Below are 17697 nucleotides of genomic sequence, written 5' to 3' on the forward strand. Positions count from 1 at the left end.
CGCGAATCATGAGGTTTAGTTGTTCTAAATGAGTGATGAGCAACAATGAACAGGGCTTTTTCAGGCGCAACCCGAAGGGCAGTGGCCATTTCTCCTCCCAGCAGCGTTATCAGATGCTCATGTAGAGCTACTACACCACACATCTTCTGCCTTGCTGGATGAAAAAATTGCCAACTGCAGAGCCAAATCTGAAACGTCAACAGAGCCTGGATTGAAGGGGGGAAATCCCGAAAACAGAGCCAGGCTGAAACACAGAAATGGGATCTGGGAGGGAAGCGCTCTCCCTCCCCCGCTTGTTAAGGGCATTTTCCATCTCTGACTATCACTGCTATTTTCCAATAAACTGCAGCCGTGAATTGTGCCCTGCCACAGCTCCTATTATCCCAGAGTGAGTAGCTGCCCCACCGAGCCTGTCATCTCCAATACCGACACCAATAACAGTCCTGCCATCGCGTAATTGAATAGCCGGACTCGACCAGGTTCGTGCAGCAGAGCCTGGAGCTTCTTTCCGGCAAAGACCCACACAGTGACCGAGGGGATATTAATCACAGCAAAGATCAGGGCAACCATTAGTATCCCCTTGAGCTCACTTGAAGCACTGAAAAGGCTCACCGCACTAACAGCCATCGACCAGGCCTTGGGATTAACCCACTGAAAAAGCACCGCCGAAACAAATGACATCGGCTTATAAGCTGACTCCTCGCTCTGAGCCGGTTTACTGGTTGCTATCATCACCGCCAGATAGAAAAGATAGAGAATGCAGCCAGCCTGCAAGATTGAGTGAATCATCGGATAAGCTTCAAATAGCCCGCTTAGACCTACCCCGACCAGGATCACCATCAGGCTAAACCCGATCACGATACCCAGCATGTGTGGCAGTGTACGCATAAATCCAATATGTGCGCCCGATGTCATAAGCATAATGTTATTAGGTCCCGGGGATGCCGTGGTTACTAAGGCAAACATAACCAATGCGACAAGCTGTTGCTGATCCATCTTTACTCCTATGCAATGAATAACCTCTTGTTGTATGTTAAATAAGTTCTCAGACAATTTTGTGTCTATAATTGTCATAAACCAGCCTAAATGAGCAATCTTATATAGCTATGGATAGATTTGATGACAGAATATTGCATGAGCTCAAGCTGAAGGGGCGCCTGTCCAATGTGGAGCTGGCCGAGCGAATCGGTTTATCCCCTCGGCGACGCTGCGACGGGTTCAGGAGCTGGAGCGAAGCGGTATCATTCAGGGGTATCGGGCGATACTGGACTCGGAGCAACTTGGGATCGGTTTTATCGCCTATGTCACCATAGGCCTGTCTAACCATAGCCAGAAGTCACAGCTAGGTTTTGAAGAGGAGATAATGCAGGCCAAAGAGGTCACCGAGTGTCACAACATCACCGGCAGCTGTGAGTACCTGATAAGGGTTGAAACCGCCGATCTCAAAGCCTACAAGCACTTTCACTCTCAGGTGCTCGGGGAGATCCCCCAGGTCAATGCGATCTCGACCATGGTGGTGATGGATACACCCAAGGATGAGCGCAGCTAGGGTCGCTCAAGGCTTGCGTAAAATAATGTAGCTATAGGGTGGGAGTTGGTATTCATCCAGATAGGGCTGAGCATCCGCAAGCTCCCCAAGGGGCTGATGAATCGTGATGAGCTCAAAACCGGCTTCTTTACTGGCTTCAACGATACTTTCGATCGACCAATAGACATCCTCAATCTTCAGATCGAGATGTTTAAGCCGAACCTGACAGCGATCGCCATCACGTACAGGCGGTTCACCGATGCCCTCAACCGTGGCATAGCTTGCCATATGAATACTGTGATTCCCATGGACAATAAATAAGAAGCCATTATCTTTCAGCGAGTTATAACAACGCTCAAGCTCTGTTGCCATCGCCTGCCGGGTTACAAAGTGAAAGAACATCAGGATAGAAAAGATAGAATCATAGGCTCCCCCTGATAACAATGCGAGCCTTGCTGATTGAGAAAACAGTGGATATCCGGATAACTCTTTTGGGTATTGCCCAGGGCTAGTGGATTAATATCAGTTGCGGCTATAGAGCTACACAGCGGTGATAACACACCGATCGAACGACCGCTTCCACAGCCAAGATCCAAGGCTTTGCCCGGGAGTAAAGCATATTCGTCCAGCAGCCAGGGAATATCCCGATAGGCTAAATAGCCGGTTCCAATCACCTGGTTATGGGAATATTTTTCAATCTGTTCATCCGTAAACTCGATCATCTTGACTCCTTATCAATCTCTGGCCCACAAAAAAGGATGCGATAAACGCATCCTTTTTTTAAAACCAATGAGAACTATTAATCGCTGTGTCGCTCAACCCGCCTGGAGACGCTGCGCTTGTTATACACATGCACAGTGACCTCTTCACGATCGTGATAGAGCTGCTTGGCCTCAACCACGAAGTCATTGCTCACTTCACTGAGCAGATCTTTAAGCTTTTGCAGGTTAAACATCAGCTCGGGGTAGCGTTTTTTCATCGGCAGCTTGAGGTTGAATATCGCCTCTTTACACCAGTCGTCGCACAGCCACTCTGCCATCAGCTCAATGACACGAGCCGGTTTTTCAACCATATCACACACCAGCCAGTAAATATTGTGCTTGACCGGGCGGTACATGAAGCCATCCTGCATCAGGTGCTTCACCTGGCCTGTATCCATTAAGGACTGGGCCATCGGACCGTTATCCACCGCTGTCACATGCATGCTGCGACGCACCAGCTGATAGGTCCAACCTCCGGGAGCCGCCCCGAGATCGACGGCGAACATACCAGGGCTCAGGCGCGCAGCTCGCTCCTTCGCTGGAATAAACTCAAGGAAGGCTTCATCCAGCTTGAGGCTGGAGCGGCTTGGTGCATCCGCCGGCTGCTTCAAACGCGGGATCCCCATGAAGTGGGAGGAGTGATTGTAGGAGTAGGAGTAACCCACCCAGCCATGCTCACCGCTGAGCATAAATAGGTGCAAAGTCCGCTTGGATTTGTGCTCTGTCTGAGTCAGGATCTCCGCCTTGCGCAGCCCCTGGCGCAGCGGCACGGTAAACTTACGGCAGAACTTGGCCAGCTCACGACCCTTTTCGGTATCCGGAGTCTCGACCCACAGGTTGCCGCAGACAGGATACTCCCGTAGCGCCTGAGAGATCAGCCGCACCCGATCGCCGACGATCAGCTCGCTGAGCTCATGGGTGGCGACAATCATCTGCCGGGCAAAGATCAGATCGCTGAAGGGATGCTTGCGGGCAAAGTAATCGGCATCCTCATCTTCATAGCAATGGAACAACACATAACCGGTGTTTGGCTCCAGCTGAGGATAACCAAAAATATCATAGGCGGCCGCTTTTTCCTGGACCTCCTGCGCACACTCTTTTTCAAAACCCGGACGGCAATACAATAGAAGATGAGACTGAGACATAACAAACCACAATAAAAATAAAAAATAGATTCCCGAATGAGATGCAGGACCTTAGGAGTCCTGACTCAATACAGGCATCCGCTCCTCTTCCTTGCGTACCACTTCCAACATCCACTCCCGAAACGCCACGATCTTACCCAGATCGGCCTGGCTCTCTTCACACACCAGGTAGTAGGCGTTTTTGCTCATCAGCGCCTGATTAAAGGGGCAGATAAGTCGACCACTCTCCAGCTCCGGCTGTGCCAGAACACTGTGTCCGAGCGCCACTCCCTGTCCATGAATGGCAGCCTGGATCACCATGGTTGAGTGACTGAATATCGGGCCCTGGTTTACATTTGGGGCCGAAATTCCAACCTGGCGGAACCAGGCCTTCCAGTCACGGCGTGAAGTATCGTGCAAAAGCGTATGATTTGCCAGATCTATCGGCTCCCGAAGAGGTTTAGGACCCGTTAGCAACCTTGGGGAGCACACGGGGATCAGGTATTCCGTATAGAGCTTATCTGCACGCAGCCCGGGCCAGTGGCCACGCCCGTAGTAAATCGCGATATCAACATCATCATCCAAAGCGCCTTCATCCATATCCACCGCCTTGATCCGCACGTCGATATCCGGATGCCGCTCACTAAAATCTGCAAGGCGTGGCACCAACCACTGAATGGCAAAGCTTGGCTGCAGGCTCACTGTCAACGCCCCCTTGGCACTGCGGGCCAGCAGCTTCTCGGTCGCCTCGGAGATCATGGTGAAGATATCTTTGATATCCAGAAAATAGGCCTGCCCCTCTTCCGTCAGTAGCAGGGAACGGTTTTTGCGTCGAAACAACTTGATTCCCAGGTACTCTTCGAGCCCTTTGATCTGGTGACTAATCGCGGCCTGAGTCACAAACAGCTCCTGAGCCGCCCGGGTAAAACTCAGGTGACGGGAGGCAGCTTCGAAGGCCTTGAGCGCATTTAGCGGTGGGAGTCGACGCGGCATGGCAGCAGTCCAAAGTTAAGATGAAAAAATCTAATGCAGATCATTATAAAATGTCGCTTGCTGCACTACCAGCTAATTAATATAGTGCGCACCAGGTTTCTGGTGAAGGTGAAACAGCCGAGTGAAGTGGTGATCGGCTGAAGCGAGTACGCTTTCATCTTCACAGACAGGCCTCGTGATTTTGCAGCCATGCTGCCAACTCACCTCCTGTTATATGAACCTGTCTGTCACATTGAATATCCTTTTGGCGCTACCTTTTGTAGCGCTTTTTTTTTGCCCGTCGATTAGCAAATTTTTTACACAACTGCTTTGATTTACATCAGATTTGATGTATTTTTTACAAGTTGTGATGAATCTCACACCACCTGTCTGAATTTTCGTCTGTATCAGACCCTGAATAGCACTCGTTCAAGAGCCTCTTCTACTGCTCATCCTACAGGATACTGCCGTTGACGCCCTTGAGATCTGCTCATCGTTCTGCAATTTCGATCCAGCTCCACCAGAAGTGTCACTGGAAAAAAACAGGCCAAAGTTTGAGGCCCCTTGTCGAAGATGGGAAAAGCGTGTTTCGGATCACAAGGTGGTGATGGAGCCCCATCATGCACAAGTACACATTTTTAAAAGAACAAAAGGGGAGGTCATCATGTTCTATCTGGTACATAAACTGGCTCAGGGCAGAGCAGTACACAACAGTAAAAAGGTTTCACAGCCCCAAAGCGGTCTGTTCATTCCCTACCACCTGCTGTAACTGCCCATCGATGATAAGCGACTCAGTCTGACACAACTTCACTCAAGCGCTTATCATCGACTATTATCTTCTTTATCCTACGGATAGCTGAATCACTTTGCATTGCATGCCGCTTATTTTGTGGCTACGCCACAGGTGTCGGGGTGCCGACAGCACATTACTTTTGTATCGCCAAAAGTAATTAAAAACTCACTCCGCGCTGCGAATTTATCATCCCTGATAAACCTCCGCAGAGCTGCGTCTCTCGGCATCCTGCCTCGAAGAGCTAAACTCTCAATAATTAAAATAGGTTCACTTGCAACAATCATCACTTTGTCGCCAAAGCTGACATAGGAATAACACAAGATTCTCGCGGTTAATTACCCCATCTAGCTAAAAAAGTTAGAGTCTCTCGGGCTGAGCGGTTGCATAGCGCTTCATTTTCATGGAGACCCATTGCCATACGAAATCCGCTGAGAACCCCGTACTTTCATTCTTCAGGGGCGCTTCGCAAACCAGAATGTATTTTCCGGACAGACTCTTCGCCCGGCTTCAGAAGTGATTTACGAATATATTCAACTGATACTCAAAGGGATGAAGCCATTCATCCCTTTGAGTTTTGATCATATGATGAGATCAAGCTTGAAGTAGGCCGCGGCCTGGACCGGTGTCTGCCCACTTACGTATGGTATTTCAGCTAAGAGTGGGCAATCAAAACGTTCCTCCAATACCGAAAGCATATCTTTATAATACTCATTAGGTAGTTCTGCGTTGGTTCTGGTTGCAACCCAGGCAGCAGGAGTCAGCCCATCATTGACCATAGCCTGATAGGTCGCTAAGTTATTACTGAGGGCACCATGATTCATACTTGCAACAAAAATTGTTGGAAAATTGAATTGTTTGGCAAGGTCGGCTGTTGTTTCTTTTTCATTTATAGGAACAAGCCACCCACCGGCACCTTCAACAATAACAAAATGAACCTGTTCTAATACCACTTCTTGGATTGTGTTCATTGACTTGTTATATATATCTGTAGTTGTTATTCCTATACCCTCCTTTTTTGCCGCAGTTTGAAAAGAAACACCATGTTTTAGGGTGAAAAAGTTAATTTTTTCATAAGGAAGTGGCAAGCTATTATGTTTTAGGTAGCATTGCACATCTTCGCTATAAATTCCATCAGATGTGACCTTACATGCACCTGCAACCGGCTTGAGCCCAACTGCAGGTAACCCTCTTTGTTTGAATGCTTCAACAAGAGAGCATCCGACAAATGTTTTTCCACTGTCAGTGGACGGAGACGCAATAAAAAAACCCTGATGTAGGCTTGGCATTATATTAATCCTTTAATCTTTGATTTTAGCGAATATATAATAATTAACTAAGGCATTATTCTTACGGGAGCTAATATATATCAATGCTTGGTGGTTTTCTTGTGAATTTTAAAAAAAAGACTATTTCCATTATTGAAATAATATAACCTATTAGTTCGATTTAAATATAGGGCGTCATTTAAATAGAGTTCTCTGCGCTGATCGCTTGACGCTGGAGATCTGAAGCCAGAGATGTAAAGGCAGTCTGAGAGGTTGTAGGCGATTGCCTTGTATTTCTCCCGCAATGCCTGCGTGATATCCAACGTTTGTTGGACTAAGAGCTTATAGCGGCGACTTATGGCAGCCTGTAGATGTAGCAGAGAAAAAAGCTGGGGAGGCTGGGTCTTCTTTTCTTGGATACTGCACTCTTCAACACTGGTAGTGTGCTCTTTCAAGTTGTCTCATGTAGTTCAAAATATCATTGCGCCTGAGCTTCTTCCTTTTCAACTGGCAGCCAGCTCGATTGACTACGTTAAGGGGTATTTTTTCTAAACGCATAACTGAGCAGTTTTACTGCCAAATTTAGATTATCCGTCTGATGGCTCCGAGCACTTCGACGATAAAATGGCCACTATACAGACAAATTCTTAGCCTATTCTCAAGCTAGCAAGTGAATAATTCTTTTAGGAAACAACGCCGCGTGAAGATAAAACTAACTTTGCTATATCTAGCCCTATTAGCTTGACCTTCATAGCGGACTCACTTCCTGCTGATAAATTATCGAACTAAATCATCATGGTCCAACTCGAGGCTGAATGAAAGGATGGATCCACTCCATTACACTTGAACCCTTTATCGCACAAACCAAGATGCGGCATAACTGCCAAAAGTCGTCTTTGATGAACAACTAGGCTTGACCGCATGGGTTCAACGTAAATGTATCCAAAACACGGTGACTCCGTGCTTTCAGATCAAGAAGCGACAGAGCCTAACAGCTTTCCCCTGATTTGATCACAAAAGAGTCGTATGTTTGATGATTTTGCTACGGGGCGATGATATATATAGAAAGTTGTATCGTCTAGTGGGATTCCGATATCTATAGCGATTAAATCACCTTCCGTGATTTCATTTTTTATTAAAATCTCATCGACAAAAACAATCCCCATACCCTTGCTTGCTAATTTTATTAATTCATCGCTCGATTCACTAATGTAACACCCATTGACCTTTACTTTATTCTCACTGGATAAATTCCAATAATTATCAGGAGATGTTTGCATGTTAATTAGGCATTGATGATGAGCAAGCTCATCTATTGATGAAGGTAAACCATGTCGATTTACATAATCTTGAGACGCGTATAAACCCTTGGTAGATGTAAAGAGAGCCTCTTTGATTAATTGTCCATTTCTATAGTTAATTGGTGTAATACACACATCAGACTGACCATCGATGACGCTGGGAGGATATCCGCCGCTGCGTGATCTGAGAGTTATATTTGGATACTTAACAAGAAAATCATGATATAGATCAGAAAGTAGCGTTCTGCTAAGGCTTGACGGTGAAGATATAATGATTTTTCCGTGCGGATCACAGTTGATGCTATCGAGAGCGAGTTGCGCGCTATTAATGTCTGAAAGTATTTTTAAAGAATATGAATAATAAACCTCTCCCGCATCTGTCAGGCGGCTAATCCTGGTAGTGCGCTCAAAAAGCGCACTACCAACATGTGACTCCAGCCAATGAATTTGCTTGGTCAACTGAGAAGGTGATACCCCAAGATCTCGTGAAGCACCCGCAAAACTATTATGCTTAACCGATGTAACAAAGCTTTTTAGACAAACCAAGTAATCCATACGATTACTCCAAGACAAAGCGAATGTATATAACACCTTCGCATGGAAAAATCAATGGTAATCATCAGTTAAAAAGATGCAGAGTTATATGGCTTAACATGTTTTGCTGTCTTATTGCCATGTATACCTCATGGCAGAGTGTTTATTTTTTTTGGTGACATAATCTATTATTTCTAATTTGGAAATAGATGATTTCGTGTTTCTGTATTTATTTTTATTTTATCTTGTGTGATATTTTCATCTCATTTATGAAAAAGACGAATAATGCATCCATAAATGAGGCCCATAGAAGTTAAACTGGTAAAAACAAGGAAAAGAAAATGAAAAAAACTAATTTATTCGGTATGCCAGTGGTAAGTGGTGTTCAACCTTATCCAGAGGGACCATTTCCATCAGATGATAGAGAATACTTTATCATTACTTATGAGACCGATATTGAGCTACTAAAAGAGATAGCACCCAAGCCACTTGAGGTAGTTAGCCCATATGTTAAATTTGAGTTTATCCGCATGCCTTCTTATGGTCTGGGTGATTTTTGTGAATCGGGCCAAGTTATTGAAGTTAAGCTCAATGATGAAGTTGGTAACTATATTCATAGAATGTATCTTGATGGTGCTACTTCTGTAGCTGCTGGGCGGGAAGTATGGGGTTTTCCTAAAATGATGGCTAGTCCTAGGCTCTATATCGACCAAGATGCTCTTGTTGGAACGTTAGATTACGGTACATTGCGCGTTGCACAAGCTTCAATGGGACTAAAGCAGAAGAGAGTTCCACTAGACAAAGTGAAAGAAGCCGCAGAACAACCTACCTTTGTTCTCAAATCTATCCCGCATGTCGATGGTACTCCAAGAGTTTGTGAGTTAGTCAAGTTTAATTTATCGAATGTTAATGTAAAGGGAGCGTGGAGTGGTTCTTCTGCTTTGGATCTATTTCAGCATGCTCTCATACCTGTGGCCGATCTACCCATTAAACGAATTATTTCAGCAGTTCACTTCATAGCTGATGTTACCGTAGATTATGGTGAAGTTGTCCATGATTATTTGAGTAAATAAATTTAGATAAATGTAGTTGGAGACTAATATGAACATCGGTTTTATCGGTCTTGGTAATATGGGCGCCCCTATGGCGGCAAACCTAGTTAAATCTGGAAATAAGGTTTATGGATTTGATCTGAATCAAGACTTTCTTGATAACCATAAGAAAATTGGTGGATATGCAGCAAGCTCTATTGAAAATCTAGCTGAGTTGTCTGAAGTTATAATTTTGAGTCTTCCTGCGGGTAAGCATGTTGCCGCAGTTTGCGGGGGTGAGCATGGTATTTTTAAGCATGCAACAAAAGGTACATTAATTATCGATTGCTCAACAATTGATGTACCTACATCAAAAGAACTGGCCGCTGAAGCTAGGCGAAATGATCTATCAATGATCGATGCCCCTGTCTCAGGTGGCGTAACAGGTGCGAAAAGTGCAACTCTCACATTTATGGTTGGTGGTGAGAAGAAAGACTACGAAACAGCGATGCTATTTCTGAAATGTATGGGTACTAACTTCATCTATGTTGGACAAAATGGCGCTGGGGTTGGTGCCAAAATTGCAAATAACATGATGTTAGGTGTAGCTGCGGTAGCAACTGCTGAAGCGGTTTCACTAGCAATAAAGGTCGGTGTTGATCCCAAGAAGTTCTATGATATCGCGTCGACATCGACATCGACAGGTTCATGCTGGGCATTAAATAATTGTTATCCAATTCCAGGTATTACTGAAAACTCACCTGCGAATAATGATTACAACCCTGGGTTTTCTTCCGCATTGTTGTTGAAGGATCTAAAACTAGCTCGAGATTCAGCAACCACTTCCAAACATAGCCTACTCATGAACGATGTAGCTATTGGACTCTATGAGTCTATGGTCAATAATGGCTTGGCTGGTAAGGATTTTTCCGCGCTGATCACTGTTCTCTATCCAGAAGCGCTCTGATCATATGAGTGTTGTATAAACTAATTAACTTAATCTTGGTGCATATTTTAAGCCCTTAATGTATGCACTAAATGAATAAATCCAAATACGAATTATCATGAAGGTGTAATTATGAGATCTAGTGTATATTATATTCCACCTGTAAATTATATGGGTAGTAGCTCTCTCTATCAAGCCATGGATGCATTAGTAAAATATGGCTTCAAGAAAGCCCTCATTGTAACAGATCAAGGAATCAGTTCTATAGGGTTAGTAGATGTTATTACCGAGATCCTGATACAGAAAAATATTGACTTTGTTGTTTACGATGAAACTAAACCAAATCCGACGGTTTCTAATGTTGATAATGGATTAAAGGTATTAATCGATAATCATTGTGATTGTGTGATTACTCTTGGAGGAGGATCTCCACATGATTGTGGTAAAGGGATCGCCCTGCTTGCGACTAACGGTGGATGTATCAAAGATTACGAGGGAATCGATCGTTCAAAAAATCCACAGCTCTCACTGATCGCTATTAATACGACGGCAGGTACAGCTAGCGAGATGACCCGTTTTTGTGTTATTACAGATGAAGTTCGCCAGGTCAAGATGGCAATAGCTGACAAGAACGTTACCCCTCTGATGTCTATAAATGATCCTATGCTAATGATTGCCAAACCCGCTTCATTAACTGCGGCAACAGGCATGGATGCCCTGACTCATGCTATTGAAGCTTATCTGTCGACCTTGGCAACTCCTGTCACTGACGCATCTGCCGAAAAGGCAATATCTCTCATTGCAGAGAACTTAGGTCGCGCAGTCAAATATGGAGATGATATCGTTGCTCGTGAGCAGATGGCCTACGCTGAGTTCCTAGCTGGTATGGCATTTAATAATGCAGGGCTTGGATATGTTCATGCACTAGCCCATCAATTAGGGGGGATTTACGATCTACCCCATGGTGTTTGTAATGCGATTTTGCTGCCCCATGTTCAACAGTTCAATTTGCAGGTGTCCGCCAGTCGATTATCAAAAATTGCGCAATTGATGGGGATCGACACTCAGGGTATGAGTGAGCAACAAGGGGCAGATGCTGCACTCGAGGCAATCCGCCAGCTGGGTCGGGAGATTGGTATCCCTGTAGGACTAAAAGAGCTAGGTGTACGAAGTGATGATTTGTCCCGTTTAGCAGATAATGCCCTAAATGATGTTTGTGGCCTGACCAACCCACGTCAGGCGAGCCATCAGCAGTTGGTCAACATTTATCAAAGTGCGATGTAATGGGTAACACCAAACCGTACAGCAGATGTGCATGCCCATTTTTTGGGTTTTGATACCAGATGTGGGGCAGAGGCATCAACAAGTCATCAGTAATCTCATCTGGCGAAGTTGGCTGATCGGTATCATACGCAGCCAGAGGTGACTGTTTGGATGGTTTGGTGTCGGCAGACAGTTAAGTTTGTATCCTTGGGGTGACTCTGGTCATCCCTATATTGTCTGCCGACAACGGGTTAACCCGGGGATGAATTATTTTTCAAATTTCATTGCGTAAATTTTGAATTTTTTCAACGAAGTTGTAACGGTAAGAACTCCGTGCATGCACGGGGTAATCTACAGTTGGCTAATGTCACATAGCGATACTGCCGCAGTGGCAATGGGGTGACCGCTTTCGTCAGAGTTGACATATTCTTTTGTAAGAAAAATATCAAAAATGGCAGTGCTAAACCAGATATAGAGATACCGAGTCGAAGAATGGTTCTTTATCCCCTGTCAATTTACCCCGAGGCGACTCGTAGTAAAAAAGACCGAACAGCATGGATGCTGAGAGCAGGCAGCCCGCACAGGGATGTGCGGTGTGTCTGTTGTCTTTATTTACAAGATAAGCCAAGGAATAGGTAAATTTCAGGGCGCTGGAGGATTGTTAAGGAGGGAGGCGCTCTCTCCTTAACCCGCAGTCCGCGGCCGGACAATGTGCCGCAGACACACACACCCTCCGAAGGAGGTCAGCTCCCGGAGCTGAAACCCCTGCCCGAAGGGCAAGCATCCAGGGCCGTTGGGAGCCAACACCTCAGCTCCCAATCCAGCAGCTAGCCCGCAGGGCTAACCGATCAACGTGATGTATCCAGCTCGGGGAAGGACTTCACCAGCTGATCTACCGCCTGCATCTGCTTGAGGAAGGGCTCCAGCGCCGCCAGTGGCAGGGCGCTTGGGCCATCACAGCGCGCATTATCCGGATCCGGATGCGCCTCGATGAACAGGCCTGCAATACCGGTTGCCATCCCGGCACGCGCCAGCGGAGTCACCCACTCACGACGGCCACCGGAGGCCTTGCCACTTGGGTCGCGACACTGCAGGGAGTGGGTCACATCGAAGATCACCGGGATTCCGTTACTCTGCTGCTTCATCACCTCAAAGCCCAGCATGTCAACCACCAGGTTATCATAGCCAAAGCAGCTGCCGCGCTCACAGAGGATCAGGTTCTCATTGCCACACTCATAGAACTTCTCCACCAGGTTGCCCACCTGAGAAGGGCTCATGAACTGGGGCTTCTTGATGTTGATCACCGCACCAGTGCGGGCCATGGCCTCCACCAGATCGGTCTGGCGAGCCAGAAATGCCGGCAACTGGATAACATCCACCACCTCGGCAACCGGCTTCGCCTGCTCAATCTCATGGATGTCGGTGATGATCGGCATCTTGAACTGAGCTTTGAGCTCTTCAAAAATCTTCAACCCCTCTTCCAGGCCCGGCCCACGGTAGGAGTGGATGGAAGAGCGGTTTGCCTTATCCCAGCTCGCCTTAAACACATAGGGAATATTGAGCTTGTGGGTTACCTCGGTGTAATGCTCGGCAATCCGCATCGCCAGATCCCGTGACTCCAGCACATTCATTCCGCCAAAGAGTACAAATGGCAGGTCGTTGGCGACCTGAAAATCATGGATCTGTACCTGTTTTTGATTCATTGTCTCATCCCGTTAGTGAAGGGTTTTCTGTTGCCGGTCCAGACGCTCGATCTGCTGCTTGAGGATCTCAGCCACAGGATCATCGGGACATTCCTTAATAAAATACTCAAAGTCATCCGCCGCAAGCTGCCCGCAATCGAGGCGCTCATAGAGGAAGCCGCGATCGCGAACCTCGTAAGGGTCACCTGGATTGAGGCGCAGGAAGAGCTCACTGCAGTGCAGCGCCTCCACTACCTTATCTTCGCGAATAAATGCGGTCTTAAGCTGTCCCAGCAGGCGCTCGACAATCAACCGCTGATCGGTCGCTTGCAGGTGCTCCTCTTTAAGCTGGGCCAGATTCCCCTGGGCGCCACGCAATCTCAGCTCCAGCTCATGATGCTCCAACCGCTGGCCATTGAGAGGATCGACGATCACCGAATCTTGGCCATCGTTAAAACGCACCAGGAAATACTCGGGAAAACAGATCCCCTCGGCATCAATCTCACAGCCCTTCGCCAGGTAGATCAACAAGATCCCCAGCGAGAGCGCATTGCCCTTGCGCTCCGATAGCACCTGATGCAGCAGATTGTTCTCAGAGATGAAGTAGTTTTGCCAGTTCCCTTTGAAACCGAGCTTTTGATAAAAGAGTGTGAGAAGCAGCTCACGCTTCTCGGTCACATTCTGGCATGCCGATATTTGGCTGCCAATCTCACGGCGGAGTGTCGCCAGCTGAGCAAGTCCTTGATGCAACAGCGGCTGCTGACAGATCTCCTCAGCAGCCATTAAGGCGAGCAGTGCCAAATCGTAACGTTCAAAATCTTGTTGTTGTTCGATTTTCACGATTCTGCCCCTTACATAAAACGAGGTGTCTTCAAAATGGTTAACTCAATCAGAAAGTAACCCCAACCCAGGGCTCCCACAAAGGCAAACCAGCGCAGTGCCAGATTGCGTCCAAGTTTCAGAGCAAACCAGATGAGAAATAGATAGATCACAATGCCTAGCAACTTCTCCGTCAGCCAGTGGGCTGAGGTAAAGGGATAGGTCGATGTGGCCAGGCACAGGCCGATGCCACTCAACAGCAGCAGCAGGTGTGCCAGCAGGGTTGAGCGCCACATCCAGGGATGTTGCGCCAGGGGTGCTTCACGCACCGAGCCGATAAAATAGATGATAATCAGCAACGCCGTCAGGGCGATGATAAGCAGGTGAAAACCAACCAGAAGCTGAACCATCTATTTTTATCCTTATTCTTTTGTTTGTAACTGACCCAGGGTAACCCGCTCCTGTCCGCCATAATCGCGGACGGTTTTGACCCGGGTAAATCCAGCTTTCTCAAACAGCTGGCGAACCGCTTCGCCCTGCTCCCAGCCGTGCTCGGTCATTAGCCAGCCGCCGGGGTTGAGATATTCGGGAGCCTGGCTGGAAATCAGCTGCAGATCGGCTAACCCGTCCTGCTCTGCAATCAGAGCGGTTACCGGCTCGTAGCGCACATCGCCCTGATCGAGGTGTGGATCACTGGCCTCAATGTAGGGAGGATTGCTCACCACCAGATCAAATTTTTGTTTATCCAGAGGCTCAAACCAGCTCCCCTGGACAAAGGTCACATCCAGCGCCAGCTTACGGGCGTTGCGCCGGGCCACGGCCTGGGCCTCATCTTGCAACTCGACTCCCCAGACCTCGGCCTGAGGGCGCTCGGATTTGATCGCCAATGCAATCGCGCCGGTGCCACTCCCCAGATCCACCACCCGACCCACAGGTCCGGCAAAATGCTCCAGGGCCTGCTCGACCAGCACTTCGGTATCGGCGCGGGGGATCAGCGACTCCCGGCTCACCTCAAGGGGCAAAGACCAGAATTCGCGCACCCCGGTCAGGTAAGCCACGGGCTCACCCTGACGGCGCCGCTCAACCAGCTCCTGATAGGCCTGCCAGCTGGATTCTTCGAGCGCTCGCTCCGGCCAGGTCATCAGGTAAACCCGCTCACAATCAAGGAGATAGCACAGTAAAACCTGCGCATCGAGCACGGGCGAGTCTCCCCCTGCTAGCTGCTCGCGGGCCCAGGACAAACTCTGACCAATGGTTATCATACCCAAGATCACTGCTCTGCTAAAGAGGCAAGCAGATCGGCATGATGCTCCTGCAATACAGGATCGATCAGGCAGTCGAGTTCCCCTTCGATGATATCGGTCAACCGATACAGGGTCAGGTTGATCCTGTGGTCGCTGACTCGCCCCTGGGGATAGTTGTAGGTACGGATCCTGTCCGAGCGGTCACCGGTTCCCAGCAGGTTACGCCGGGTACTGGCTTCCGCTTCCTGGCGCTTCTCTACCTCGATCTGTGCCAGCCGCGAAGCCAGCACCGCCATCGCCTTGGCCCTGTTCTTGTGCTGAGAGCGCTCATCCTGACACTCCACCACGATTCCCGAGGGCATGTGGGTGATCCGGATCGCCGAATCTGTCTTGTTGACGTGCTGTCCACCGGCACCCGAGGCGCGGAAGGTATCGACTTTCAGATCGGCGCTGTTGATCTCCGGCGCTTCGGCTTCGGGGATCTCGGGCATGATGGCGACGGTACAGGCGGAGGTGTGAATGCGTCCCTGAGACTCGGTCTCCGGAACCCTCTGTACCCGGTGGCCGCCGGATTCAAATTTCAAACGCCCGTAGACCCCATCTCCCTCGACCTTGGCGATCAGCTCTTTGTAGCCACCATGTTCACCATCATTGGCACTGATGACCCCCATCCGCCAGCCCTTGGTTTCGGCATAGCGCGAATACATGCGGAACAGGTCACCGGCAAAGATAGCGGCCTCATCACCACCGGCCCCGGCACGGATCTCCAGATAACAGGGGCGATCGTCATTGGGATCTTTGGGCAGCATCAAAAACTGCAGCTCATTGGCCAACGACTCGATGCGCTGCTCAGCATCGGCCAGCTCTTCGGCCGCCATCTCCTTCATCTCGGCATCATCTTCGGCCAACATCTCCTGGGCCGACTCTCTATCCGCCAGTGCCTGCTGATAGGCCTTAAAGCAGTTCACTATCTCTTCGAGCTGCGCATACTCCTTGGTGAGAGCGCGAAACTTATTCTGATCACCGATGACTTCAGGATCGCCCAGCAGTGCCTGGACCTCTTCGTGCCGCTCCATCAGGCCTTCGAGTTTATTGATTACAGATGCTTTCATATTGATTCGCTTTCTCGCTTTAAGTAAACGCGGTTAAATTCTAGAGTGCGTCATCAAGACGCAGCGTCTCGGCCAACTGGGCCAGTAATTGATGATCCTGCTCACGCCCGGCATGATGCAGTAGCTGGGTCGGGCCATGGCTGAGCTTATTCACCAGTCGATGAGCCAGCTGTTCCAGCACTTGATCGGCTGGCTCTCCGGCGGCCAGTGATGACATGGCCCGTTCGAGTTGCCGGCGCTGCAGCAAGGAGCAGTCCCGTCGATAATCTTTGACCAATGCCACCGAGCGCAGTGAACGATACCATTGATAAAGACGCTCATGCTCCTGCTCGGCGATCCACTCGGCCTGCTCTGCGGCCTGATGCCGTGATCTCAGGTTATCCTCGATGATATTGTTCAGATCATCGACCGTATACAGGTAGGCATCGGCCAGCTCATCGACCGCCGCCTCAATATCCCGGGGGACCGCCAGATCGATCAATAGCACGGGGCGATAGCGGCGCTGCCTGAGAGCCTGCTCCACCATCCCCTTACCGACGAGCGGCAGGGGGCTGGCGGTTGAACTTATCACTATATCCACATCCGGCAACAGCTCCGGCAGATCCGGCAGGGTTGCCGTTTTGGCCCCCAGCTCAGAAGCAAGCTCCTGAGCCCGTTGGCGGGTCCGGTTAGCCACTATGATATCCTGAACCCCCTGCTCCTTGAGATGGCGGGCAACCAGCTCGATAATCTCCCCCGCCCCGACCAGCAGGATCCGGGTCTTGGCAAGATCGGCAAATATTTGTCGCGCCAAAACCACCGCAGCATAGGCGGTGGATACCGCACTCGAGCCAATTTCGGTCTCGGTTCGGATCCTTTTAGCCACCGAAAAGCTCTGTTCAAACAGCCTGGATAACACGGATTTCGCGCACTTGAGCTCCAGGGCCCGCTGGTAGGCGGTCTTCACCTGTCCCAGGATCTGTGGCTCCCCAACGATCAGCGAATCTAAGCTGCTGACAACCCGTAACAGGTGGTGAATTCCCTGGCTTCCCTGGTATTGATAACTGTGGTTCGCCACCGAGCCGCTCTCCAGCTGGCTATAGCTTTCCAGCCACTCGCTGAGACTCTCGGGCTCCGGCTCCCCCTCACAGTAAAGCTCGGTGCGATTGCAGGTCGACACGATCACCGCCTCCTCTACGCCTTCAACTGACAAGAGTGATCGCAGTGCTTCGCCTGTCTGCTCAGGTCCTATCGCAACCCGCTCGCGGACCGAAACCGGGGCAGTCTTATGATTAAGACCTAAAACAAACAAGCTCATATGGGGGTTCGGAGTATGATGACCA

General features: G+C 48.8%; 20 protein-coding genes. 5 read left to right on the plus strand and 15 right to left on the minus strand.

Going from position 1 to position 17697, the window contains the following annotated elements:
• Positions 1–378: 378 nt before the first annotated feature.
• A complete protein-coding gene (locus DB847_RS18775) occupies positions 379–996 on the minus strand; it encodes a LysE family translocator (protein ID WP_108652075.1) in 618 nt (205 codons plus the stop codon).
• A gap of 110 nt (positions 997–1106) precedes the next feature.
• Here DB847_RS18775 and DB847_RS26735 point away from each other — a divergent pair, with 110 nt between their 5' ends.
• A complete protein-coding gene (locus DB847_RS26735) occupies positions 1107–1313 on the plus strand; it encodes an AsnC family transcriptional regulator (protein ID WP_199911625.1) in 207 nt (68 codons plus the stop codon).
• A gap of 50 nt (positions 1314–1363) precedes the next feature.
• The gene (locus DB847_RS25175; protein ID WP_199911626.1) at positions 1364–1549 is read left to right on the plus strand and encodes an Lrp/AsnC ligand binding domain-containing protein; all 186 of its coding nucleotides are present in this window, start codon (positions 1364–1366) and stop codon (positions 1547–1549) included.
• Between the two features lie 6 nt (positions 1550–1555).
• On the opposite strand, the gene DB847_RS18785 is transcribed toward DB847_RS25175, so the two are convergent.
• The 7 genes from DB847_RS18785 to DB847_RS18815 form a co-directional block, all read right to left on the minus strand.
• Complete coding sequence (locus DB847_RS18785) at positions 1556–1900, minus strand: hypothetical protein (protein ID WP_159084745.1); 345 nt, start codon at positions 1898–1900, stop codon at positions 1556–1558.
• Between the two features lie 29 nt (positions 1901–1929).
• The gene (locus tag DB847_RS18790; protein ID WP_108652077.1) at positions 1930–2250 is read right to left on the minus strand and encodes a hypothetical protein; all 321 of its coding nucleotides are present in this window, start codon (positions 2248–2250) and stop codon (positions 1930–1932) included.
• Between the two features lie 77 nt (positions 2251–2327).
• Positions 2328–3434, minus strand: a complete 1107-nt coding sequence (rlmM, locus tag DB847_RS18795) for a 23S rRNA (cytidine(2498)-2'-O)-methyltransferase RlmM (RefSeq protein ID WP_108652078.1) — start codon at positions 3432–3434, stop codon at positions 2328–2330.
• Between the two features lie 51 nt (positions 3435–3485).
• Positions 3486–4406 (minus strand): transcriptional regulator GcvA, encoded by a 921-nt coding sequence (locus DB847_RS18800; protein ID WP_108652079.1) that lies wholly within the window; start codon positions 4404–4406, stop codon positions 3486–3488.
• Positions 4407–5756: 1350 nt separating this feature from the next.
• Positions 5757–6464, minus strand: coding sequence for a dethiobiotin synthase (gene bioD / locus DB847_RS18805; protein ID WP_108652080.1), 708 nt, complete (start codon positions 6462–6464; stop codon positions 5757–5759).
• An 80-nt stretch (positions 6465–6544) separates the two neighbouring features.
• Positions 6545–6898, minus strand: a complete 354-nt coding sequence (locus DB847_RS26740) for a DNA topoisomerase (protein WP_108652081.1) — start codon at positions 6896–6898, stop codon at positions 6545–6547.
• A gap of 516 nt (positions 6899–7414) precedes the next feature.
• Positions 7415–8299 (minus strand): LysR family transcriptional regulator, encoded by an 885-nt coding sequence (locus DB847_RS18815; RefSeq protein WP_108652082.1) that lies wholly within the window; start codon positions 8297–8299, stop codon positions 7415–7417.
• 320 nt (positions 8300–8619) lie between these two features.
• Between DB847_RS18815 and DB847_RS18820 the strand changes: the two genes are divergently transcribed.
• The 3 genes from DB847_RS18820 to yiaY all read left to right on the plus strand — a co-directional run bounded on the left by DB847_RS18820 (position 8620) and on the right by yiaY (position 11539).
• The gene (locus DB847_RS18820) at positions 8620–9351 is read left to right on the plus strand and encodes an acetoacetate decarboxylase (RefSeq protein WP_108652083.1); all 732 of its coding nucleotides are present in this window, start codon (positions 8620–8622) and stop codon (positions 9349–9351) included.
• A 28-nt stretch (positions 9352–9379) separates the two neighbouring features.
• Entirely contained in the window at positions 9380–10276 is an 897-nt protein-coding gene (gene mmsB, locus DB847_RS18825; RefSeq protein WP_108652084.1) for a 3-hydroxyisobutyrate dehydrogenase, read from the plus strand.
• Between the two features lie 111 nt (positions 10277–10387).
• Positions 10388–11539 carry an L-threonine dehydrogenase gene (yiaY, locus tag DB847_RS18830; RefSeq protein WP_108652085.1) on the plus strand — a complete coding sequence of 384 codons (1152 nt, stop codon included), beginning with the start codon at positions 10388–10390 and terminating at the stop codon, positions 11537–11539.
• Here the strand turns inward: yiaY and DB847_RS26745 are convergent.
• From DB847_RS26745 to hemA, 7 genes are all read right to left on the minus strand, one after another.
• The gene (locus DB847_RS26745) at positions 11514–11615 is read right to left on the minus strand and encodes a hypothetical protein (protein WP_407644426.1); all 102 of its coding nucleotides are present in this window, start codon (positions 11613–11615) and stop codon (positions 11514–11516) included. The genes yiaY and DB847_RS26745 overlap by 26 nt on opposite strands.
• 751 nt (positions 11616–12366) lie before the next feature.
• On the minus strand, positions 12367–13221 hold the full coding sequence (gene kdsA / locus DB847_RS18840) for a 3-deoxy-8-phosphooctulonate synthase (RefSeq protein WP_108652087.1): 855 nt from the start codon (positions 13219–13221) through the stop codon (positions 12367–12369).
• A 12-nt stretch (positions 13222–13233) separates the two neighbouring features.
• Positions 13234–14043 (minus strand): SirB1 family protein, encoded by an 810-nt coding sequence (locus DB847_RS18845; RefSeq protein ID WP_108652088.1) that lies wholly within the window; start codon positions 14041–14043, stop codon positions 13234–13236.
• 8 nt (positions 14044–14051) lie between these two features.
• Positions 14052–14429 (minus strand): SirB2 family protein, encoded by a 378-nt coding sequence (locus DB847_RS18850; protein ID WP_108652089.1) that lies wholly within the window; start codon positions 14427–14429, stop codon positions 14052–14054.
• Between the two features lie 12 nt (positions 14430–14441).
• Positions 14442–15278: a peptide chain release factor N(5)-glutamine methyltransferase gene (gene prmC / locus DB847_RS18855; protein ID WP_407644466.1), complete on the minus strand. Its 837-nt coding sequence runs from the start codon at positions 15276–15278 to the stop codon at positions 14442–14444.
• Between the two features lie 11 nt (positions 15279–15289).
• Positions 15290–16375, minus strand: a complete 1086-nt coding sequence (gene prfA / locus DB847_RS18860; protein ID WP_108652091.1) for a peptide chain release factor 1 — start codon at positions 16373–16375, stop codon at positions 15290–15292.
• A gap of 40 nt (positions 16376–16415) precedes the next feature.
• A complete protein-coding gene (hemA, locus tag DB847_RS18865; protein WP_108652092.1) occupies positions 16416–17672 on the minus strand; it encodes a glutamyl-tRNA reductase in 1257 nt (418 codons plus the stop codon).
• Positions 17673–17697: the final 25 nt, after the last annotated feature.

The sequence above is a fragment of the Dongshaea marina genome (genome assembly GCF_003072645.1).
In the GTDB taxonomy this organism is placed as follows: Bacteria; Pseudomonadota; Gammaproteobacteria; order Enterobacterales; family Aeromonadaceae; genus Dongshaea; species Dongshaea marina.